Genomic DNA, 24,964 nt, shown 5'->3' on the forward strand with positions numbered 1-24,964 from the left:
AAATCCGTTTAAATCCGCGTTTTGCCAAGGGCAATCCGTTTCATCCGCGTCCAAAACTTAATGCGACATCCAAACAGTCATTTCGCCTTTTCCTTTATTTCCCCATGCAAAATACGGAATCAACTTTATGTTAATCGATTTTTCATCTTTTGTAGAAATTGGTTTGTAAAGCGTTTTATTCCATGAATTATCAGAAGCAATTTTAGAAGTCGCTTCAATGGTAACTAATTTTCTGTTTTTCAATTCTGTAAAATCAGTTTTGAAATCAGAATTCAAATTAAAAATAACATCATTCACACTTGTATTTGCAGGAAGCTGATCAGATTCTAAACAATAAACCAAAGGTCCTCTTTTTACAGCAACCTGATTTTTAACTTCTTCTACTAATGGATTTGCTTCCATCAACTCAACTGGCATCGGGAGATTTAGTTCAATAATATCTCCTTTTTTCCATTTTTGATTTAATTGCAGATAAGTTCCAGAAACAACTTTATCACTAACTTTTGAATTATTAACGGAAACTGAAGCATTCTGACTCCAACCCGGAATTCTTAAAAAGAAGTTTTGCAAATCTTTCGGCGCTTTTACAATTTTCAACGTTATTTTTCCGTCCCACGGATAATTGGTTTGCTGTTCGATTTCGATTTCTTCACCATTTAAAGATTTTGTCTTCAATTGATTACTTCCGTATAAATTTACATACAAACCTTCTTTCGAAATATTATAAGCATAATTTCCAACTTCGGCAATTGTTCTGGTAACGTTTGGTGCACAACAATTTGATAAGGCGATATAACCTTCACGTTCATTTCCCCAACGCTGGTGAAATGGTAAATCGTTAGAAACATTCAACGGATTGTTATATAAGAATTTTTCTCCTTCTAAATCCATTCCCGAAAGCACACTATTGTATAATGCTAATTCAACGATATCAGCATATTTGGCATCTCCAGTAATTTGAAGCATTCTCCAGTTCCATAACACATTTCCAATATTGGCGCAGGTTTCGGTATGAGCCGTTGCGTTTGGCAATTGAAAAGGTCTACCGTATGCCTGATGGATTTTCTGAACCACCGTTGGATCATAAGAAGTTCCGTCTGGCGAAACGCCGTCGTATAAAGAACCACAGCCTCCAGTAATATACATTTTACGATACGTTACGTCATCCCAAATCGATTCTAGATTATCTAGCAATTTCTTTTCTCCTGTTTCGGCATACAAATCAGCAACTCCCGCGTAAAGGTAATTTGCTCTTACGGCGTGACCCATTGCAGTTGTCTGCTGTCGAAAAGGAACTCTGTCCTGATTGTCATCGGTTCCGTCATTTGTAGTTCCGCGAATATCAATTAGATTATTAGCTAATTCTAAATATTTAGGATTCTTCGTTGTTCTGTACATCTCGACAATTCCCATATAATGAGATGGACAAATCGCATTTCGAGCCAATTCAGGTGACGCTTTTTTGTAGAAATCATACAAGAAATCGGCAACACCTTTTGCAATATTCAGGAAATTTGTTTTTCCTGTGGCACGATAATGAATGCAGGCAGCTGTCATTAAATGTCCCATATTATATTTCTCAAAACCCAATTGTTTCTTCACTTCTTCTGGGCCTAAAGTTCCCCAGCGTTCATCGATTAAAACTGGTGTATGAATATAACCGTCTTTGCGCTGTACTTTCGCGAAAAGCGCAATGGCTTTATCCATTTCGGCATCCAGTTTTTTATCTTTTGTAACGGCATATGTTGCTGCCATTCCTTCAAAAATCTTGTAGAAATCACCATCATGAAACGAAGGCCCCTTGAAAGTTCCTTTGCTTATTCCTGCTGCAATTTCGAAGTTTTTGTAAGCATGTGAAATTTCATCGTTATGATACAAATCCCACATGTAAGGCAAGGTATTTTTGGTTTCTACATCAAATTGTTCTTTCCAAAAACCGTTTGTCCATTTTACATCTTGCAGGCCTACACTCTGCAGTTTCGAATACGGGCTTTCTGAATTAGCAACCAAACCTTTGTTCTGTGCAAAGATTATGGTTGAAAGAAATAAAGATGATAGGATGATGTTCTTTTTCATTTTTTTTATTGTGATGATTTTGTAACGCTGATGACACGGATTTACTTCGTAAAAACGCGGATTAAAACGGATTTTTATCTGCTCGATCTGTAAAATCTGCGAGAGATTAATTTTTTCACGCAGATTTAGCAGATTATTCAGTTTTTTTCTTTTGTCACGAATTACACGAATTGCACTAATTTTTTCTTTTTCTTGCCACAGATTAAAAGGATTAAATTGATTTTATACTAAATAATCTGTACTAATCCTTTTAATTTGTGGTGGAAATTAGTGTAATTCGTGGCAAACCCATTTTTTTATTTTACAAAGAAATTAATTGTTCTGTTCATAGAATCTCCGTCTGCATCTTTTACCGTTAAGACGAAAGAAGCAAATCCTTTTTCAACAGCTGTAAACTGAATTTCTTTTCCTTTTAAATTAACCTTTCCGTTTTTAACATCCGAGAAAGTGTAAACTGGTTTGTTAGTATATCCTTTAAAATAATCTCCAGCACTTAAAACTTTTTTATCTTTTAAATTGATAAAATAATGAGGCTGCGCCAACCAATCTAAATAATTATCCAACTGCGTAAATCCGTCTTTGTCTGTATCTTGATTAGCATCTGAAAAATCTCCTGATGCCGAATTTTCGTTTAAGCCAAAAGCTTTTTCCCACCAATTTGGCAATCCATCGTGATCTGTATCCCAATCTGCCGGACGAGTTTCTGAAACAAAATTTGGCCATCCACCTGCATCCTGTTCGTTATCAATCATACCTCCTAAACCGCTTTTGCTTCCTTTGTAAGTGAAAGTTCCTTTTAAAGTTTCATCTACAATTCTATTATCGTGTTTATCAAAAAACGGCTGATTGGCACCAACATCTGAAAGCACATTTTTATACGCCACTTTCGCTGATTGTGTTTCTACGTAAGAAGGAAAAAATGGTTTATCTACGAAAGTTTCATATTCTACTTTCTCATTGTGACTTATAGTCGATTTTCTGCCTTTATCCTGAGATTTCTCATCAAAGTAACCCGGCATAATATTTCCGTTAAAATAATAGCGTTGCATTCCTTTTCCAACGCCTTCATGCTGTGCATTTAAGGCGACAAATATGGTAGTTGAAGCACCTGGTTTGTAAAAATTGTTTACGAAGTTCACTTCGTTTGCTCCTCCGTCAGTTGTTCTTCCTCCCCAGTTGTAAACCACATTGTTTGTGATATCCAGTCTTCCTGTATAATAACCGTCACCGTTTAAACCTCCGCCAATACTCCAGTTTCGACCTTGATTATGCGCCAGTAAATTATGATGAAAACTACCGATATCACCGCCAATTGTTGCTGCAAAACCGTGCATTTTTCCAGCTGGGTATTTATCATGTCCCGCCACATTTAAAGCTTCTGAAATTAAAGTTCTTTGCAACGAAATATGATGCGCACCACGCGAACTAAACGATTCATCAATTGTCCAGCTGATAGAACAATGATCTATAATACTATAATCAGCACCCGTTAATCCCATTCCGTCAAAAGTAGTTCCGCCACCAATTCTTACTTTTAAAAATCGAATTACACCATCATTTCCGGTCAATCCAATTGGCGCTCTGCTGATTGTGATTCCTTCACCCGGAGCTGTTTGTCCCGCAATAGTAATATAAGGCTGATTTGCTACTAATCTCGAAGCCAATTTTATATTTCCCGAAACAGTAAAAACAATCGTTCTAGGCCCAATTTCCTGATTGATCGCATCACGTAAACTTCCCGGACCGTCATCATTTAAATTGGTTACTTCAATTACTTTTCCGCCACGTCCACCGACTGCGTAACGTCCGTAACCTTCAGCTCCTGGAAATGCCAATTGTGCAGGTTTAAACGACCATACATTTCCTAAAGTTACTTCACCTTTAGTATCTACTTCATCGACTCTCCAATAATAAGTTGTCCCTGAATATAGATCAGAAACTGTAAAAGATTTGTCAGTCAGTTTTCCTTTAAATTCTTTTGAAGATTCAGTTGCGTTTTCTACCGCATTTTTATCTTCACCGAAATACAATTTATGAGAGGCCACATTTTTTACTGCATCCCATTTTAGAGTTAAAGTTTTACCCACTTCAACATGTTCGTCTCTATTTTTTGGTTCTGGAGTTCTCGCCTGATTCATCAAATTTGGTGTATCAATTTCAAAACCGTTAATTACAATCTGTTTAACTATATCAGGATTGGACGTTGGATCAATTTCAAAACGAACAATTACATCTTTTCCTTTTTCAGCACTAAAAGTAATATATGCCATCGAAGCATCAATTTTAGCATTGGCTCTTTGACTCGCATTCACGGTTTCCTGAAGTTTTCCGTTTACGAAGATTTTTATCGGAGAAAAAGTTTTTCCTGTAATGATATCAAAAGCGTTGTGAAAAGTCAAAAGTGTATGTTTTCCCGCTTTCAATCCGCTTATTTTCAATTCTAAATTTTCGGAAGTAACCAAACCGTCACTTCCTAATCTATTGTAAAACGGAGCGCTCATTCCGACTTTGTACCATTTTGAAGTAAAGTTTCCTTTTAACTTAAAAGACACATTATTAAATGATTTTTCAGCTTCTTTTCCTTCATTAATTACCCACGAATCATAACTTGGATCATGAACTTCTTCCAGTCTTCTTTGAAAAAAATCAAAGTCAACTTTTACAATTTGTTTATCAGCATTTGCGACTGATTGTGCCTGTCCATTTGTGGTCAAAAGCATGGACAAAACAGCACCACTTATTAATTTCTTTATCATTTTGATTGGTAATAGTTAGTTTAATTTCGTTTTCTCTGTTTCAGATTTTCCTAACAGATTTATAATGTCTTTTTCTCTTTCTTTTGGAATTACTTTTAAAACCTTCAATTCTCCATTCAGGAGTTCGGCTTCAATTGTAGTATTTTGTTTGGCATGTAATTTAAAATGAACGTTCCAATCTTTTGGCCAGGCAGGAAAAAGATAGATTTTCCCGTCTGCTTCCTGCAAAAGCATTTCCTGCATGCCAATCATTCCCGATCCACCCCAATTATGATCTGGAACCCAGTCAAAACCCGGTCCCCAAAAAGCAGGAAAACGTCTTTCTGAATTCGCCATTTTAAGTGTATTGTATTTCATCGCTTCTTCGGTTAATCCCAAACGAGCCGAAAAAATATTATCCTGTTTCCATCCAATATGACTTCTAAATTTTAAAGCATCTGGATCATATTTCCACGTATTTAAAGCCGTTTCTAAATCAGGTTTCCCAACTCCATAAATTCCCCACGGATAAACGGGATACAATTGCGGAACTTCCGAATTATTAACTCTTTCCCAAGTTTTAGCAGGTATCAAAACTTTATGATTTTCAATCTGCCCGAAATTTAAAGGCGGAATTCTCGTTTGAAATGCTTTTAAATATTCAACATCTTCTTTTGACAATTGATTCCCTGAAAGGTTTAAAAGACTTTCTGTAATTACTTGTAAAGCCGAAATTGTGCTATTGGCATTATTCGCCATTTTATAAGTTTCTGCTCCTGAACCCGGAAAAAGAATTAATTTTCCGTTTCCATCCAAAGATTTTCTGCCTCTTTGTTTCGCCAGATATTGATAATGCTCATCAAAAAAACGCAGACAACTTATAATAAACTGATTGTATTTTTGAATATCTTCTCCTGCATATTCTTTTTGTTGCAACATCATTTGGCAGAACTCTAAAACCGTGTCCCATTCGTATTCCAACCAAGCATTATATTCCATTCCCGGATCGTAATCTGCAGGGCGTTTCCATTCGTATTCTGCCGGGTTTGGCAAACCAAAGTTTTCTAATTGTTCGGTGAATGAAGCGCCGTTATGATTCCAATATACTTTTGAACGTAATTCTGCATTTTTTTGAAGGCTCAAATAATAATCCAATTGCGATTTCATCATATCAAAATCACCGCTTTTTACCATCGGAAAATAAACCAATCGTTGGTTTTGAGCTGTCATGGTTCCTCCTCCCCAATTTCTAAAATCAGGCGTAAAATTTAGGTCTTTATTAGTAAAAACGGGATCAACTGTAAAAAGTCCGCCGTTGAATTTTGTTGGATATTTTCCGTACGCATTACATCCGAGCATATATCGAAACAATTGATAATTCTGCCCAATCTGATAAACCGAATCTTTAGCATTCGATTGATTTTTTTGAGTGAAAATAAAACTGCGGTTCCAAAAATTATTCCACCATTTTTGAGTGTTTTTTTCGGCTTGTTTTGCTGTGTTTTTATTCGAAGAAATCAGATTTTTCAATCCATTATCCCAACCAGAAAAATCAGATTGATTGGTGTTTAAATAAATTTCTAAAGAATGTTTTTTGGATGGTTTTATGCTTATTAAATTAAACCCTTTAAAATCGGTATTCTGATATTTTCCAAGATATGTTCCGTCTGGTTTTAGATTATCGCCTTTCATAAATCCGCCGAAAGTCAGATTCGCAATCGGGTTCAGCATTTGATCTTTAACCGATTCCATTTTCTGCTGTTTTACCGCAACATCAAAAACAGTATTTTCCCTGTTTCTATGATAAAATTTTATTCCGTTATTTTCAAACGAAATAGAATCTTTATAAGTAATAAGTTCTCCCTGAGGCGCCCATTTATAAGAATTCGCGTTGTTTTCTTTTCCTTTCAGATAACGATTTTGATAACGCCAGCTTTCATAAGAAGCCGTCATTTTTAATGTTTTTTTACTTTCTAAATCAACATGAATTATCGGTTTAAAAACATCAACCCAAAGTTTGATTTTAGTATCATTCTGTCCAACCAAAACATATCCGTCCTTAAGCTTCAATTCCTGATGAAAACCATCTTTTCCTTCAAACGGATTCGGACTTAAAGCCACTTTTACACGACCTAATTTCAATAAAGTATTGTGTTCATCAAAAGTTCCGCTTCGTGAAAAATAGAAATATAAATCGCCTTTCTCCACCCAGACATTCATACCAATATCTCCGCCTCCCAAAGGCATAGATTCTGATGAATTGTTGCTTTGCGTTGTCCAAACCTGATTGTAATTATCGAGCGCAGGAACTTGCGCTTTGAGGCAAAGCGTTGTGAAGAGAAGTAGTAATAGTATAATATTATTTTTCATCGTTTTCTTTCCTGCAAGGTTTCCAAAACCTTGTAGGTATATTTTTTTATTTTCTCTCGCAGATTTAGCTGATTGAGCAGATTTATTATTATCTCATAAATCTGCCAAATCTGCGAGAGTTATAAATTAAGCGTGTCTAAATCTTTGTCGAGTTACTTGCGGAGATCCCTCGTTCCTCGGGATGACAAACTAGACGTTAAACTCATAATTCAAAACACCTACAAGGTTTTGAAAACCTTGCAGGAGCATCCGTATATTACCATTCGTCTGTCCTAAACGAAGAAACTGGCAAACCACCTGCGCTAAACAATTCCGCTTTGACGAAATCTTTCCATAAATATCTTACTGCAACAGGATTCTTTACTTTATCCGAAGTCAGAACCACAGATTTTCTTCTTACCACAGTTTTTGCTGGATAAAAAATTTTGTCTGCTCCTGCGATTTCAAAACCTAAAACTTCTTTATCATAAGATGTAATTCCGTTATTAACATCATCAAAAGAAACGGTTACAGCGCCATCTTTTATTTCCATCGATTTGTATTTCGGACTTTCGTATTCGAAACCTTCAATTCCGTACGTTCTTGCCAAAGCTTGAAAAGCCAAACGGTTTCCTCCTTTTTCCTTGTCCATTGGATGAATGTTATTTTCTTCTCCAACATCCATTAAAACAGCCATTCCTGAATTTGGAATTTCCTTTGAAGCCTTAAACTGTGCTTCTCTCAAATAAGCCGAATTGTATTTTTCTAAATAATCTTTTGGATGAAATGAAGCGTAATTAAACGGAGCAATCTGGGCATAGTAAAACGCAAAATCTCCCTGATTCCATAACGTTCTCCAACTGCTGATCATTTTTTTCATTAAAGCAGTATATTCAGAAGCTCTTTCGTAATTTGATTCTCCCTGATACCAGATACAGCCTTTGATTCCGTAACCAATTACAGGCGAAAGCATTCCGTTAAACAAAGTCGTTGGTACACGATTTGGGTCTTTTACTAATTCTTCTTTTGTAGTCGGGATTTTAGCACTTGTAAAATCTTTCAGCATTTCCTGATTCATCCACGCTTCCATACTTGAACCGCCGTACGAAACATGAATTAAACCAACCGGAACATCTAAAACTTCTTGTAAGAGCGATCCAAAATACCAAGCTGTTGCACTAAAATTTGAAGTCGATTTTGGAGAAGCTTCATCCCATTTTCCTTCGAAATCTTGTAAAGGTTCTAAAACCGTTGCTCTTGGAATCGTAATTAACCGAATGTTTTTATTGGCTGATCTTACGATAATTTCGTTTCCATTTTTAACAGGCTGACCTTGAAATCCTTTCAAAGGCATTTCCATATTCGACTGACCTGAACAAAGCCATACTTCACCTAGCAAAACATTTTTAATGGTTACTTTCTCGTTTCCTTCTGAAACTTCAATGGTATAAGGGCCACCAAATGAAACCGTTTTTAATTCTGTTTTCCATTTACCTGAAGCATCTGCTTTTACCTTGTAAGTCTTAGAATCCCAAGAAGTTTTGATTACAATGTTGGCATTCTTTTCTGCCCAGCCCCAAATTGGCGCGTTGGATTTTTGCTGCAGCATCATGTTATCGGTAAACAAGGCTGGCAGTTTGATTTTTGCATTGATTTGAAAGGTTGCTAAAATCGTTAATAATGCAATAATTGTTTTTTTCATTTTCTATTTATTTTTTGCCACAGATTAAAAGTATTATTTGGATTTTTTTTATCGCCACGAATTCACGAATTTTCCTCAATTCTCCCCCTTTTTATGTGTACTTATTTTCTTTTTTAATTGCCTCCAGCTTTAGCTGGAGGATTATCAAATCTTTCTTCTCAATGGGCTTTAGCCAAACTAATTATTTGGCTAAAGCCCTGTTGTGGATTCTTCTAAACCTCCAGCTAAAGCTGGAGGCAATTAACTTTTTTCTTTGTCAAAAAAAAAAATCTTTTTTAATCCTTTAATCTGCGGCTAAAACTTATTTTTCTTTTACGATACTTACTGGCCCCAATAAACCTGCTTTCAACAACGGTTCTCCTTCTAAACGAAATGGCGCTGTTGTCCAAGTTAATCTCTCTTCTTTTGGCAATTTTTGATCGCCAATTAATCTGTTTCTCCAGGTATTTGTGATTTTAATTTCTATTGTATTTTTTCCTTTTTGTAAAGCTTTTGAAATATCAGTTTTGAAAGGGAAAGTCCAAAGCGTTCCGCAATCTTTTCCGTTGATTTTGATTTCGGCAATATTTGAGATTTCTCCTAAATCCAACCATATTTTATTAGAATCTTTTCCTTTCCAGATAAACTCTTTTTTGTAAATAACAGTTCCTGAATAATGCTTAATTTGATCATTTTCAGAAGCACTCCAATCAAAAAGCTTGTTTGTTTTTACCACTTCTTTTGGACCTTTAAAAGTTGGATCAAATTGTAATTCCCAGTTTTCATCTAAAGCCTGCACTTTTTCAAATTCAGAGGATTTTCCTTGTACTAAAAATTCTTTCGTTTCTTCTTTAAAAATCACAAAACCAGATTCGTTGGCATCTAAAGCTATCGAAACAATTGTTCTTCCGTTTTCTATTTTCCAATTGGCTAAAGCCGAAGTTTGATCTGTTACGGGATTGTACCATTGCGGTACTTTTCCTGAAATTCTGAAAGAGGCATCAAATGTTCTTTTTTCTCCTTTTTGGTTGGAAATGAAATAAACATCTTCAATGTCTGATTTTCGATGTGTCCACGCCAATGTTTCAGCTTCAGAACGCTTTAAATTAGGGAAATAAATATCCTGAGTAATTCCAATTGAAGCAAAATCATTTCCTAAATACGGTAATTTGATAACCGTACCTTTTCCGATTTTCCATGTTGAAGAATTGGCATTATTCCAAATTTCATCAATTATATTTTCCCATTTCTTTTGATTAGCTTCTGATTGAATTCCTGGCTGAAGGTTTGGTTTTTCATCTACAAAAATCGTTGCTCCATCTTTTATTAATTGGAGGATTTTTTCGGCGGAAGCCAAAGAAAGCATCTTATTTGGTGCCATTTTATGACTTCCTGGGAAGAATAAAGCTCCATATTCAATTCCGCCTTCAAATGAGATTTTTCCGTTTACTACTTTCGCTCTATTAATTAAAACATCAACATTAAAAGAATCATATTGATAACCATTTAGCGGATTAATCCATTGTGATAAATCGGTTATATTTTTAGAATAGGTGACTTCTTTTGGCATTTTTGCCGTTGGCTGACCTTCATTTTCTAAACGGATTTTCTCGCTTTCTAACCTTTCTATTCCAAAAACATTTGGAATAAAAGGTACCAAACGATCTGGAACAAAAGAACGAGAAGGAAAATCTTCACCAATAAAAACCGCCAAGTCGATTACAGGTTTTCCTTTTTGCAACTGAAACTGTACTCTTTGGCAATAATCAAACCAAGCTTTTCCAGGTTTCCACCAAGTTTGGTCTCTTTGGAAAAAAGTTCCGATATCATCCAAAGTCATTCCTGGTTTCCTGTCCGTCCACGGATTATGTACAAAAACATGATAAAATAAACGGTTAATTCCTAAGGCATAATTGCGGTCTGCTGTTGTTTTTAGATTTCCGGGATGTTCGTCCCAATCCATTCTCAGCGCTGTAAAAGATTCTGCCTGAATAATATCTTTTCCGTAAATATGTCCGCCCGAAATGGCATCGATCATATCAAAAGGTTTGTCGTGTGTCGGGCTTTTCAGCCAAAATTCACCACCTGGATAATCGACATATTTATAATGCAGCAAAGCATCACTCATCATTGTTGGCGCAACGTTTTCTGAACTTAACTTAACGTTATATTCTTTGGCAATCTGAGCAACAGTTCCATAGAAATTATCAGCTAATAAATCGGCAATTGTTTTTCGAACATCGTATAAAACTTTCTCTGAAAAATCGGCATTTTCTATCGGAATTCCTGCCATAACTGGAAGATATTCTACAAGATCGTAGCCACGTCTCTTTTTAAATTCAGCCTGAAAAACCGAAGACCAATTTTGGCTTCCACATTCCCAGCTGTCAAAATGCAGAATTTCTAAAACTTTTGAAGCTAATTCGGGCCCGGCCGAGCGAACGGCTTCTCCAAACCAATGATCCAACTGAAAACGAATTAATTCTGGATCGAATTTATCAACTTCCAGTCCTTTTCCTGCTCCGCCAGTGGCATTTTCATGTCCTGTCGAAGTATGTCCCATTCGGATGATTTTCCACTTTCCTTTTGGTGCTTTCCAGTTCAAATTTCCTTCCGCATCAACAAAATTCGAAATATAGATAATTTCTGATTTTTTGAATGTATCAGAGTTTGGAATTTCTTTTTCTGTAGTCTGTGGAGTCAAACGCCAAATCGCTCCTGATTTCCCTTCGTAATTATCAATCAGAGATTGATTTGAAAGGGTTATTTTACTCACTTTCAAATTTTGTTTCCACTTCGCAAAATCCAAATCTTCTGCTCCAGGTTCAGTTCCTTTTGGATCATAAACAAATCTGAAATATTTTGCCGTAACAGGCGTAATGGTATGTGTGTTTGGGAAATCCATATCCTGCCAACCGTGACGTGGTGCAATCATTCTTTCGTGGAATCTAAAATTGACTCCATCATCACTCACTTCTACAATCAGACGCTGTGCCTGAAAATCTCTTCCTTTGGTTTCAATCACAATAGATTTACAGGTAAAAGGCTGTGCAAATTCATACTGAATCCAACCTGCATCAGCAAACTTGAAGTTTTCATCTTTTTTAGGATCAGCCAAAAACGAGGCATCGCTATTGTTTGATGTCGTTACTTTTGACAATTGAATTTGCGAAGTAATTTGGTATTCCTTTATCGGAATAGCAAAAGTGGCAATGTCTTTATAATAATCTTTGTAATGCTCTGGAACTGGTAATTTCGAAACAACTTTTTTACCTCCTAAAATTTCAATCGTTGACCAGACTACTTTCTGCATTGACATTTCTGGGGTAATCCACGGCCCTCCTGCAACAGCAAATCCGTCAGCTCCGTGAAAAGCTAGTTTCAAACCTAAACGATCTGCTTCTTTGAAAGCCCAATGAATCATATCCCAAAATTCAGGACTCAACTGTAAAACCGGCGGGTCTATCAATGGCGGATTGGCTGGACCTTTAATAGTCATTAAATAAGCGCCCGCAATGCCGGCTTGTTTCATGGCTTCTAAATCGGCTGTGATTCCTGCTTTAGAATACGCCGATTTCATCCAATACCAATACACCCAAGTTTTGGAGGATTCTAATGTTGGTTGAAAAGATTCTTTTTTATGGACTTCCTGTGCAGAGACGAGGCTTGCTAAAAGGAGGATAAAAAAGAGGTGTTTTTTTTGAAACATTATTCTTTGTCTTTTTTTGATAATCTGTTTTATCTGTCAAATCTGCGGGAAAAATTTACTCTCGCAGATTTGGCTGATTTGGCAGATTTTTTACTTTTTTTTCGTCTTTTTTGTCATTTCGACGTAAGGAGAAATCTTCGTGAGTAGCTCCGCATGGTGGATCACTTTGTAGAGTTTCTTGTGAAGATTTCTCGTCCCTCGAAATGACAAACTGTGCCTTAAACTTTTAGTTCTTAATTTTAAAATTATCAATTATCAATTATCAATTATCAATTATCAATTATCAATTAATATTTAAACTTCTTCAAACTACTTTCCAATTCATTTTTTGAACCATTAAAAGGCATCAAGTAAAAACTATACTGATAATCTCCTGATTTAATCTGATACTGCTCTAAAGGCTGTGCAACCAATGTCCAGCTGTCATTTCCTCCTACTCCCATTTGGATTAAATCTATATTTACAGTCAAGAATCCCGGATCTTTCAAATCGTATGTATGACCAGATGAACTCAAGTTTTCTTGTGTATACGGCCATGCGCTCATGCTTAGAACTTTGGTATCATTTACAACTAGAAAACCATTACTTTTCAGCGGAGTACTTAATGCCATCCATCTTACATCACATCGGTTTCCGTTTTCCTGAGGTTTTGGATAATGTTCGATAAAATCATTTATTGGAAGTGAATATTTCCCAACAAACGAACCAAAACTTCTGTCGCTGTAATTTTCTAATTCTCCTTTACCGTACCATGAAATCTGATCGAATTTTCTCTGAACTCCCATTTGCATTCCGATCTTTGGAATATTTGGCAGTTTGTTTGAAGCTTTTAAGCTGTAATCGACTTTTATTAATCCGTTTGATAAAATGTTGTAGATTACTTTTACACTTGCGCTGTCTTTTATGACTTCGTAATCGCTTGTTATTTTGATTTCTGAAGCTGATTTATCAATTGAAATGTTAACCAATTTTGGTTTTGCTTTATACCATTGTTTTAACAACTTTTGCGATTTCCATCCGCGTTTGTCGTTGTCTGTAAGTGGTCTTACGAAGTTTGGTAATAGCGGTGCAAAAACTTGTTCTTCTCCGTTAAAAACATACGAACTCAAAGCTCCGTTTGTTTTTCCAATTGTAATATCCAAAGTTTTGCCTTTAATTTTGAAATCTGAATCAGATTCAGAAACATTTAAAGTTTCTTTTTTAGATTCTGGAGAAATCGCTTCTTTCTTTTTCAGCAGAAACTGATCTTCCGCGACAGCGTAACCTTTTGATGCCCAAAGTTCATCTTTCGAAAGCTGGAATTCTATATTTAAAATATATTCAGCATCAGCTTTCATTTTTGGAAGATAAGAACTGATATCTAAAGTCGTTGATTGTCCTGCTTCTACTTTAAACGGCTTTAAAATCTGAGTTTTGATTACATTTCCGTTTTCCAACACTTTTAAAACAGGAATATAACCTTCTAAAGATTTAACGGCCTGACGATTTTTGATTTCTAACTGATTTCCATTTAAAGTCGAAATCGCTGGCTGATACACCCATTTATTCTCAAAAATGGAACCTTTTGGTTTTCCGTTAGAATCTACAATTCCTTTTGTATTGAAGTTTCCATCATGGTATTTTTCTCCAAAATCTCCTCCGTGAGCAAAATAATTCTGACCTGATCTGGAATCAAATTTTACGATTCCCTGATCTTTAAATTCCCAGATACAGCCTCCAATCACTCTTGGAAGCGAACGAAATTCATCCCATAATTCTTTTAAATTTCCAACTGAATTTCCCATTGCATGTGAATATTCAACGAAAATAATCGGACGTATGTCTTTCTTTTGATCTACTAAAAATTTCGGAGTAAAAACGCCTGGATAAAAACGGCTGACCATATCAACATAAGAATCATCCTGCGGATTTTCGAATCTATAAGCGTGATCGATTGTTTTTGGATATCCCGGATCAAGCGGATCGATATAACCGTCTAATTTGGCATTTCCCTGTGCTGGTTCGTAATGTACGGGACGCGTAATATCAAAATCATGAACCCAGCCCGACATTGCAGCATGATTTGGTCCTTTTCCACCTTCGTTACCCAAACTCCACATTACAACCGATGGATGGTTTTTATCTCTTTCGACCATTCTCGTCATTCGTTCCATATAAGCATTTGTCCAAAGCGGATCGTTGCTTAATTTTCCGCCAATTCCGTGTGTTTCCTGATTCGCTTCGTCCATAACCATGATTCCATATTGATCGCATAATTCGTAGAAATAAGGATCATTTGGATAATGGCTTGTTCGTATAAAGTTGAAATTGAACTTTTTAATCGTGGTAATATCTTGTTTGATATCTTCCCTCGTAACCGCTTTTCCTCTTGTTGGATGATGATCGTGACGGTTTACGCCATAAACGTAAGTTTCTTTTCCGTTAATGAGCATTTTTCCGTTTCCTTTGGAGAATTCAATCGAACGGAAACCAACTTTACAGCTTTTTGCTTCGGTAACATTTCCGTTTTTATCTTTTATGGAAATAACCATTGTGTATAAATTCGGTTCTTCTGAACTCCATTTTTTTGGATTTTTGATGGTTTCTTGGAAGAATCCAAAACGAACATTATCCAAACGAGGATAACTTTCGTTGATTAAATCAATTACAGGTCTTTGAAGCGGTTCTTTGAACATTGCCATATTATTGGCATCATACAATTGAACATTCATGGTGTAATCTTTGATTTTTTCTCCTGTTAGATTTTCAACTCTGGGACGTAGTTTAAAAATAGCATCTGTATATTGTTTGTCTAATTTCGTTTGAACAAAGAAATCCTGAATGCGTAATTTCGGCTCAGCCATAATGAAAACTTCACGCTGGATTCCGCTCATACGCCAGTGATCCTGATCTTCTAAATAAGAACCATCTGTCCAACGAATTACACGAACAGAAACTACATTTTCTCCTACTTTTAAATAAGGCGTAATATCAAATTCTGATGGCAGAAAACTATCTTCTCCATAACCCAAAAATTCTCCATTTAACCAAACTTCAAAACCTGAACTTACGGCTCCAAAATGCAAAGTCACAGTCATATCTTTCCAGTTTTCAGGAACGGTAAAACTTCTTTGATAAGAACCAACTCCATTATAATCTTTAGGAATATAAGGCGGATTTATGGGTCTAAATGGATAAACCGCACTCTTGTAAATTGGATTATCGTATCCTTTCATTTCCCAGTTTGATGGCACTTCGATTTTATCCCAGCCTGAAACCGTATTTTTATAGAAATCTTTTGACGCTTCTTTTAGATTCACAGCATATTTAAAATTCCAATCGCCATTTAGCATTTGGATTCGGCTTTTGGTTCTGTCTCCTTTTAATGCATCTTCTACAGAAGTATACGAATAAGCAGTTGCTCTCGAAGGTTGTCTGTTGATGCTTGTAACCGTTGGATCTTCCCATGGAGCAAATTCGTACTTTTTATGCAATTCTGGGATTCCCGCTGGTTCTCCTGTTACGGATTGGGCGTGAGTGTAAGTTGTTAGAAGTAAGATGAAAAATGTGAATACCGATGTTGGTATCGAAAATCGAAACCTTGAAAAGTTATTATTTTGAATTGACTGAAACATTATTTTATTTTTAGTTTTTTTGTCATTCCGACGAAGGAGGAATCGCACTAGAAATTCCGCAACTATAATCGACAATCTTTGTGGTTACGAGTGTGATTTCTCGTTCCTCGAAATGACAAACTGGATCTTTATTTATTTTGTTTAATTAAACCTGACAGGTTTTAAAAACCTGTCAGGTTTAAAACATACTTTATCTTAATACTTTGTACTTTAGTCTTAATTCTTCTTCACTTTTTTCTCCGGCGGTGCCACAAAATTCAATTTGCTTTTCCCTAAATCTTTAGATGTTGCAATGGCAATTCCTCTTTGTTCTGCTTTATTAACGGCACAATAAAAATGATAAACTACTCCGTCATGTTTTACTACAAATGACTTATGAGCAAACATATCATCGTAAGGTTCAGAAGATTTAACTAAATCGTCTCCTTTCCAGTCGGTCCAGTTTACTAAATCATTTGAAACGGCAAAACGGTTAAATGCACCTTGATTCCAACCTGTCCAGAAAGCTCCAAAATAAAACATCACCCAAGTATCATTAATACGCTGAATATAAGCATCTCCCGAGATTCCTTTATGATGGTTGATTAAAGGTTTATCGCCATAACGTTTCCAAGTTTTCATGTCGTTTGAAACCGCCATGGCAATACGCTCAGCGCCTTTAGCAGGATTTATACTGTCGCCACGGGCATTGTAATACATGATAAAATTGTGTCCCGTCAATTTATCTTTATCTCGAATCACGCTGTTTTTGTACATCGTACTATTGTCCCACCATTTGGCATCTTTGTCTTTTGGTGTTAAAACCGGATTTTCTAATCTTTGAAATTCGTGTGGTTTTGTTGGTGCTTCTTTAGTGTAAGCCATTCCGATTGATAAAACGCCTGCTTCGTAACCTTTGCTGTCTCCACCAAAATAACTCATCCAATATTTATCATCGTATTTTTCCCATTCGTAGCTTCCGCCCCAAGTTAGATCTTGTAACGAAATATATCCTGCTTTTTGGTTGACATCCCAGTGTTTTTCATTTTCTGAGAAAGACATTACTTTTCCTAGATATTTCCAATCTAGAAGATTGTCACTTTCTGCTAACCACGTTTCATAACCTCTCCCGTCATAAATTAAATACGTCATATACCATTTACCATCTTTTCTAAATACACTCGGACAATCCATTTTGTATGAGTTGTCGGTAGGAACCATCACTAAACCGTATTTATAAGGTGTTTTGATTTCTTCGTAAATCTCCTGCATTACTTTTTCGGTAATTTCTCTTTTCTTGTATTTGGTTGCACAGCTGGTTATAGCAAGTGCTGAAATGGTTAGGATTAGGTATTTAATTTTCATTTTTATGTTTTTTTGCCACGAAGGCGCTAAGGCTCTAAGTTTTTTTGTTTTGGAATGATTTAATCTCGCAAAGTCGAAGAGTCGCAAAGTTTTTACTTTCTATTCTCTATTTTCTATATTCTAAAATCTTGCTTCTTACATCTTTCTTCTTCCCACTCTCTTTTATTTCTTCAATTCCTTTAAACGTGATTCCATTACGTCTTTGTTCAATTTTACTTTTACCATTCCTGTTGGATGAAATCTTCTCTTCAAATCGATTGCATTATACACGATTGTGTATACATCATTTCCTTCTGGGATTAAACACAATGGAGTTCTCATAATATCCCACCATTTCTCAACTTTAGTTTCTATTGGAAGATAATGTGCTTCTGCCCAATTAATTCCGTCTGCGGATAATGAATACGCAATCATATTCGGTAAATGATGTCCCCAGCCGTCTGGGCCTCCGTCGAAAATCGCGATGTACAGACCGTTTGGTAATTGACTTACAATTGGATTTTCTACGAATAACGGATGCATAGTTTTAATTGGTTCCAAACCTTTGTTCATTCTCAACCAAGGGCCTTCTAAACTTTTGGATTCGGCTAAAGCCACAAACCAACCTTTTCCTGATTTCTTCGGATAATCTGCCCATGAATTAAATGGATATGCACCGCTATAAAATCCAAAATATTTATCGCCAACCTGATATGGAAAAAACGAAGCAACGCCCTGACGTCCTTCCCAAGGTTGAGAATCTAATCCCGGTTCCATAATGATTCCCATATCTTTATAAGGTCCGCCGATTCCGTTAATTCCGTCAACTGTCGATTCACATCTCCAGATTCTTCCGAATGAATGATTTGGTTCTATTTCTTTACTTACAGTATAAGCCAAATAATAGCCGTACCATCTGTTTACTTTTTCATTAAAAACTGGCATATAAGACCAAATAGCTGCACGACGATCATTCATTGGATTATCGTCTTCTGTAACGGCATAAGTTCCGCTTGCTTGGTAGATTGTAGATTCTCTTTTCCAATGGATTGCATCTCTACTTGTCCAATGTCCAATTTTAGTTTTTACACGATCGTAATAGTAATCAACGCCTTTTTCTCCTGCTCTTTCGGTTGGAAACATATGATACGTATCGCCAACTTTTACTACACGCCCGCCTTCAAAACCACCTTGAATTCCTTCTGTTCCAGACATTCCTTCATCAATAACGGGTTTATTTTCTCCACCGATAATTTCGAAAAGCGGTTTTTCATCTGAGAATCCTTCTACAATAAAAGTTGGGTTCCAAAGTTTTCCGTCTGGGAAATTGGCATTTCTAGATTCTATTCTTTCAGAAGCTTTTACAACTCCTAAAACTGCAAATAATCCTTTTCCAAGATTTAAGGTTTGTGTTCCTTTTGAGAAAGAAATCGCATAAACATTTACAGTTGGCAATCCTGTCACAGTAGCTCCATTTTCTAAAATTAATTTAGCATTTTGAAGCTTATCAGCTTGAAGATATTCCGCATTTTTATCCTGAAAAACGCCAATTAAAACCTGAACAGACTCTTTAAACTTTAACTGCAAAGGTACATTAGTTCCGTTTTTATATTTTTCTAAAGGAAGTTCAATTCCCTGTAAACCTTGCAGTTCTGGAGCTAAACGAACGATATTGTGTTTGCTTCCTGAAAATGCATGGGCGTATTGTGTCGTTTTGAAAGTTTTGTAATTGGATTTTACAATTTCATATGATGCTGGTTTCCATGCGGTGGTTTGTGCTGTGGCTTGGATGCAGACAGCTAATAACATTAGGAAAGCGGTTTTTAATTTGATGTTGTATTTTTTATTTTTTGAAAACATTGTTTTTTTATTTTTTATTGACTTCTTTCTGAATTTCTTCAATCTTGTCATTTCGACGTAAGGAGAAATCTTCGTTAGAAACTCTACAAAGATTGGCGATATTCTGTGTGGAGCTACTTGCGAAGATTTCTCCTTACGTCGAAATGACAAAACTGGCGTGACAATCTTTGTGGTTACGAGTGTGATTCCTCGTTCCTCGGAATGACAAACTAGACGTTACAAACTAGTGACTAATTACTAATCACTCATAACTCATAACTCAAATAGCCTTATAACTCACTTTATACTCCACATTCGGTTTTACAATCAACTGATATTTATTTTTGGTTAATTCTATAATTGTTCCAAAGTTTGTTTTTGGTTTGCTGGCACTTTCAAAAATCAATTTCCCTTCTCCTTCGCCTGCTTTTACTTTGATTTCTTTGGTACTGCAATACACGGCAACTTCACCGTTTGGTGTTGGCACTTTTCCTTCCATCCATTTTAAACCTCCTAAACTTGGTTTGATTTCGTATTGTGAATAGCCCGGAGCAGTTGGTTTTACACCTAAATAATATTTCCCTAATAAGTAAATCGGACTTGCGCCCCAAGCGTGGCAAAGACTTTTCCCGTAAGGACGACCGTACATTGTTAAATGTTCCGTTCCTTTTTTGTTCGGATTGTATTCTTCCCAGAAAGAGGTTGCGCCTTCATTCAGCATTCCGCCCCAATAGCCTTTCATTTCTTTTAAAACATAATTCTGTTCGCCCATTGCGCACAAGGCTTCCAACTCATAAAAACGCATGTATGGAGTTGTGATTTGAAGAACATCTTTATTCAGCAACACTTTATTTTTTACGCTTTGTTTTTGTTCGTCAGTAAAATAATTGAAGAAAATACCGAACATATTAGCGTATCTGGTTACAATATTTTGGATTTTTCCATCGATACGCTGGTGTTTCATGACGTTTTCTTTTTTATCCCAAAAGACATCAAATAATTTGGTTTTTAAATCAGTTCCTAATTTTTCATATTGCTTTTGGTCTTCGGTTTTACCAGCAATTTCTGCACTTACCGCCATTGCTTCAAGACTTCTTGCTAAAAGCATTTGTTCAAAACTAACTTCGCCCGTTTTTGGAAGTCCGTCTGCCCAGTCAATAAAAACCCAGTCGCCTTCTAATGGTTCGAGGAATCCGTTTTTGTTTCTTCTTTCTAAGCAGAAATCCATAAGCGATTTCATTCTTGGATAAAAAATTTTGATGAATTTCGTATCGCCTGTGTGTAAGTAATAATCGTAAACACCAACAAACCAATACAGCGAATAATCCATTATGATATTTACGTGAGCCGTTACAGGATCTTTTCCGCGAAGGGCTAACATTGTTCGTTCTACAGAAGCCGAATCAAAGAACAAATAATAATTCATTAAATAACTTTGATAAGCATCACCAGACCAAACCCAGCGATCACGTTTAATTCCGTCGATAAAAAATTCACGAGATGTTAAATGCATCGTATATGCCGACACATCCCAAATTTTATTCAATTGTTCGTCCGAAGATTTGAATGCACCACGATAATCTAATGGCAAATATTCATAAAGCATGGAAATCGAATCGTATTTTACACCTGCATCTGCTTGTACCTGAACATAACGGAATGCTTTAGAACCATCATGAGTGTATGTTTCAGGTTGTTTTCCATCAAACGATAAATGATCTAAAGTTTCGCATTTAGCAGAATCCAAAGCTTCTTCACGAGATTCACCATAATACAATGCTAGTTTGCCTTTTCCTTTTAAACCGTGAATTTTAATATAACCGAAAGTTTCTTTTCCAAAATCTACCAATTGACCCCCTCCTATTTTTTCGGTTTTCTTTGCACTTAAAGGTTTGGTTGTTAGTTTAAACCCAGAAGGTTTGTTTTCTGGCGAATTAAAATTCCAAGAACCAACAGGAACCCAAGGTGTACCCGATTGTTGAGCTTTTCCAGTTTCATCAATCCAAAGTTTATCTTCGTTGGTAACTTTCCAAGAAGCATCAGATTTAACGTATTGACCTGAAATATAAATAGCTGGCAATACTTCCTGATTGTAAACTTTAAAAGAAATTTTGTGTTTACCGGCAGGAACTGTAATCGATTTTGGCTGTCCGTAAATTTGAACGCCATCTAAAAGTAATTGAAAAGGTCCTTCTGAGAAAATTTTTACCTCGTCTGGCTTTGGAATATCTACTTCTGTCTGAAAAGTGACCAAAGCATACGGACTGTAATATTGCCAAAGCGGAGGAAATACGGCTTCACGTTCTGTACGTCTTACCTGCATTTTATTGCTTAACCAAACTTCAAAATCTCCTGGATACCAGATCCATGTCGCTTCTTTTGGTTTTTCTTGCGCAAATGACAGCGAACACGAAAAAAGGGCAACAAAAAGAAGTAAAGTCTTAAAAATGGAAAAGCGGTTTAGCATAGTTAGTTTATTTTGGGACTAAAGATAAGTGTTATTTTTACATTTCACAACCTGTAGTATCCTGTTATTTCATAAAAAACTATGATTCTTGATAAATTTTTAAGGGAAAAATTATGACTTATCACTTTTTTAGTACTAAAAAAAATGATGTTAGAATTTTATGGGACGCGGATGAGACGGATTCGCTATCGCGAAGACGCGGATGAAACGGATGAAACGGATTTTTTATTTTTATACTATTAATAGCTTTGTCAAAGTTTAAAACTTTGACAAAGCTTGCTAAGTTGATACAATTAAAATCCGTGTCAATCCGCGTCTTTACGAAGTAAATCCGTTTTATCCGCGTTCTAATTTAGGCTAACAATCTAAGCAATCATCTTTTCAGATTCATTTTCATCTTCTAAAATATAATTAGAAGGCGTTTTGCCCAAATGCTTTTTAAACATATAAATAAAAGCACTTGCTGTTTCGTAACCTAAATCTAAAGCGATTTCTTTTATGGATTGTTTTTCGCCTAATCTTTTAATGGCTTCCAGTAATTTCATTCGCGTGCGCCAATCGCTGAAATTCATTCCCAATTCTTTTATGAATAATCGCGATAAAGTTCGGCTACTCATAAAAGAAAGTTCGGCATAATAATCAATTGTTTGTTTACTCGAAACATCATTCATTAAAAGTTCTACCACTTTCTGTAGCCTTTCATCATTTGTAGTAGGCAAAAAAGTGGCGCTTGGCTCTATTAAAGCCAATTCATCTAAAAAAACATAAATGATTCTTAATTGTGATTCTGTTAAGTTACCACTTGTTCCAAAAGAAATGATTTTGAAAACCAACTGCTTTAAAAACATCGGAATATCAAACGAAAAACTCTTTTCTGGCAATCCTCCAATTGCAGAAGGATCAATAAAAACACTATAATAGTTAACGTCTTTCTGAAAAGTAACCTGATGCTCTACTCCACTTGGAATCCAAAGGCCTTGCAACGGATTTACAACCCAAATGTTATTGCCCACCACAACATTCATTACACCACGAGTTGCATAGATCAATTGAGCTCTTGGATGCGAGTGGGAGATACACATTTCGTTGTTAACTGTTTCAGTATAACCTATAACTGGGATTGAGGAATCTACTTGATATCCAAAATCCGTTGCGACTCTATATGTCCGATATTGACTATTCATTGTCCAAATATAGCAATTCTGACATTAGTATTCTTTTAATCTTTGCAAAAAATAATACAGCTGTTGTTTTTTAGTCTAATTTAAAAATCAAAAAATACCACATGGACACTATTAAAGCAAATCCTGACATAGTTAAAAAAACCACTTATTCGATCTTATTTATCATCAGTTTTTCTCATTTAATTAATGATCTTTTACAGGCTGTTGTTCCTTCAATTTATCCGCTTTTAAAAGACAATTTCAGTTTAAGTTTTACTCAAATTGGTATTATTACTTTGACTTACCAAATGGTAGCGTCTATTTTACAGCCTTTTGTAGGAATGTATACCGATAAAAACTCAAAACCATACTCGCTAATTGTTGGAATGTGCTTTACAATGGTTGGACTTTTCTTTGTTTCGATCGCTTCGAGTTTTATCAACTTATTATTATCGGTAAGTTTAATCGGAATTGGATCTTCAATTTTTCATCCAGAATCTTCACGTGTGGCGCATTTGGCTTCGGGCGGAAAAAGAGGTTTGGCGCAGTCTATCTTTCAATTAGGAGGAAATGCGGGAAGTGCTATCGGACCTTTATTAGCTGCTTTTATCGTTATTCCACACGGACAATCTTATATCGCTTGGTTTTGTATTATTGCGTTAGTTGGCGTTTTTGCTTTGTATAAAATTGCGATTTGGTATACGGCACATTTATCGGAAAGAAATGCGAATAAAGCTTCTCACCAAATCGAAACGCATCATTTGTCTAAAAACAGAGTAATTGGTTCGTTGATTATCTTATTGGTTCTGATTTTCTCTAAGTATTTCTATATGAGCAGTATTACAAGTTATTATACTTTCTTCCTTATAGATAAATTTCACATTACGATTCAGCAGTCACAGGTATATTTATTCTTGTTTTCGGGAGCTGTTGCAGCAGGAACTTTAATTGGAGGACCAATCGGAGATCGATACGGCAGAAAATATGTAATCTGGGTTTCTATTTTGGGTGTTGCTCCGTTTACTTTACTGTTGCCTTACGTTTCTTTATTCTGGGTTGGAACTTTATCTGTAATTATCGGGTTGATTCTTTCTTCGGCATTCTCAGCAATTCTAGTTTATGCAACTGAATTAATGCCTGGAAAAGTGGGACTTGTTGCGGGTCTTTTCTTCGGATTTGCTTTCGGAATGGGCGGTCTAGGTTCTGCTATTTTAGGAAAAATTGCCGATGCTACAAGTATCGAATATGTATTTAAGATTTGTGCGTTTCTGCCTTTAATTGGGGTAATTACTGGGTTCTTGCCTAATTTGGAGAAGAAAAAGAAGGTTGAGTAATTTTTTTATGCCACAAAGTAGCTAAGGCGCAAAGTTTTTTTTAAAAGTTTTAATTGCGTCCAGCTTTAGCTGGATGACAAATTAATTAGGAAGCTCAAAAGGCTTTAGCCAAAATATCGACAATTTGGCTAAAGCCTTTTCCTATTCTTTTTACATACACCTCCAGTTAAAACTGGAGGCAACTCATAAAATAGCCTTGCTTTATTTACAATCTTATTGAAAACATCGCCCGTGGTTTCAACCACGGGAAACGTATTTTGATAAACGGAATATTATATATTGCGTCCCCGTGGTTGAAACCACGGGTTATGTTTAAATAGATGATTTTTATTTCGTTTCAATTTCATTATTGGTTGTAATAATGATTTTATTTTGCTGATGTTCAATCGTTACGAAATTGCCGTAATTAAAACCGATTTTCTGAAGCCATTTTCCGCAAAGACGAATTTCTGGAAATATAACGTATCGATGATCTGCTCTTGCAATATGTTTTGGCTGGATTTTTAATCGTCTTTTCGCTGATTGTTTCATTTTATTTTTATTTCATCGAAACAAAAATAGTAAAAATTATACTACAAATAATATTTTTAAGACACTAAATTGTTGTTTTAGGGCAATTTTGAATATTTGAAGTATTCTTTTTATTATATTTAAATTATAAGATATTTGCATGG

Annotated in this window: 12 protein-coding genes; 1 reads left to right on the forward strand and 11 read right to left on the reverse strand. The window is 35.7% G+C overall.

The window, feature by feature from the left end:
* Positions 1 to 57: 57 nt before the first annotated feature.
* From ACHRVL_RS11450 to ACHRVL_RS11495, 10 genes are all read right to left on the reverse strand, one after another.
* On the reverse strand, positions 58 to 2,076 hold the full coding sequence (locus ACHRVL_RS11450; protein ID WP_395412843.1) for a glycoside hydrolase family 127 protein: 2,019 nt from the start codon (positions 2,074 to 2,076) through the stop codon (positions 58 to 60).
* Between the two features lie 296 nt (positions 2,077 to 2,372).
* Entirely contained in the window at positions 2,373 to 4,832 is a 2,460-nt protein-coding gene (locus ACHRVL_RS11455) for a T9SS C-terminal target domain-containing protein (RefSeq protein WP_395412845.1), read from the reverse strand.
* 15 nt (positions 4,833 to 4,847) lie between these two features.
* Positions 4,848 to 7,181 carry a DUF5703 domain-containing protein gene (locus tag ACHRVL_RS11460; protein WP_395412846.1) on the reverse strand — a complete coding sequence of 778 codons (2,334 nt, stop codon included), beginning with the start codon at positions 7,179 to 7,181 and terminating at the stop codon, positions 4,848 to 4,850.
* Positions 7,182 to 7,437: 256 nt separating this feature from the next.
* Complete coding sequence (locus ACHRVL_RS11465; protein WP_395412848.1) at positions 7,438 to 8,862, reverse strand: sialate O-acetylesterase; 1,425 nt, start codon at positions 8,860 to 8,862, stop codon at positions 7,438 to 7,440.
* A gap of 301 nt (positions 8,863 to 9,163) precedes the next feature.
* Positions 9,164 to 12,550 (reverse strand): glycosyl hydrolase, encoded by a 3,387-nt coding sequence (locus ACHRVL_RS11470; RefSeq protein WP_395412849.1) that lies wholly within the window; start codon positions 12,548 to 12,550, stop codon positions 9,164 to 9,166.
* A gap of 287 nt (positions 12,551 to 12,837) precedes the next feature.
* Positions 12,838 to 16,164: a glycoside hydrolase family 2 TIM barrel-domain containing protein gene (locus ACHRVL_RS11475; protein ID WP_395412851.1), complete on the reverse strand. Its 3,327-nt coding sequence runs from the start codon at positions 16,162 to 16,164 to the stop codon at positions 12,838 to 12,840.
* A gap of 216 nt (positions 16,165 to 16,380) precedes the next feature.
* On the reverse strand, positions 16,381 to 17,508 hold the full coding sequence (locus ACHRVL_RS11480; protein ID WP_395412852.1) for a glycosylase: 1,128 nt from the start codon (positions 17,506 to 17,508) through the stop codon (positions 16,381 to 16,383).
* A 162-nt stretch (positions 17,509 to 17,670) separates the two neighbouring features.
* Positions 17,671 to 19,347, reverse strand: a complete 1,677-nt coding sequence (locus ACHRVL_RS11485) for a hypothetical protein (RefSeq protein ID WP_395412854.1) — start codon at positions 19,345 to 19,347, stop codon at positions 17,671 to 17,673.
* A gap of 259 nt (positions 19,348 to 19,606) precedes the next feature.
* The gene (locus tag ACHRVL_RS11490; RefSeq protein ID WP_395412856.1) at positions 19,607 to 21,793 is read right to left on the reverse strand and encodes an alpha-rhamnosidase; all 2,187 of its coding nucleotides are present in this window, start codon (positions 21,791 to 21,793) and stop codon (positions 19,607 to 19,609) included.
* Between the two features lie 365 nt (positions 21,794 to 22,158).
* Complete coding sequence (locus ACHRVL_RS11495) at positions 22,159 to 22,977, reverse strand: AraC family transcriptional regulator (protein ID WP_395412858.1); 819 nt, start codon at positions 22,975 to 22,977, stop codon at positions 22,159 to 22,161.
* 101 nt (positions 22,978 to 23,078) lie between these two features.
* Between ACHRVL_RS11495 and ACHRVL_RS11500 the strand changes: the two genes are divergently transcribed.
* Entirely contained in the window at positions 23,079 to 24,290 is a 1,212-nt protein-coding gene (locus ACHRVL_RS11500; RefSeq protein WP_395412860.1) for an MFS transporter, read from the forward strand.
* 327 nt (positions 24,291 to 24,617) lie between these two features.
* Here the strand turns inward: ACHRVL_RS11500 and ACHRVL_RS11505 are convergent, their stop codons facing one another.
* Complete coding sequence (locus tag ACHRVL_RS11505) at positions 24,618 to 24,821, reverse strand: SymE family type I addiction module toxin (RefSeq protein WP_395412861.1); 204 nt, start codon at positions 24,819 to 24,821, stop codon at positions 24,618 to 24,620.
* Positions 24,822 to 24,964 lie beyond the last annotated feature (143 nt).

Origin of the sequence: Flavobacterium sp. FlaQc-28 (genome assembly GCF_044007415.1) — a bacterium.
Lineage (GTDB): Bacteria > Bacteroidota > Bacteroidia > Flavobacteriales > Flavobacteriaceae > Flavobacterium.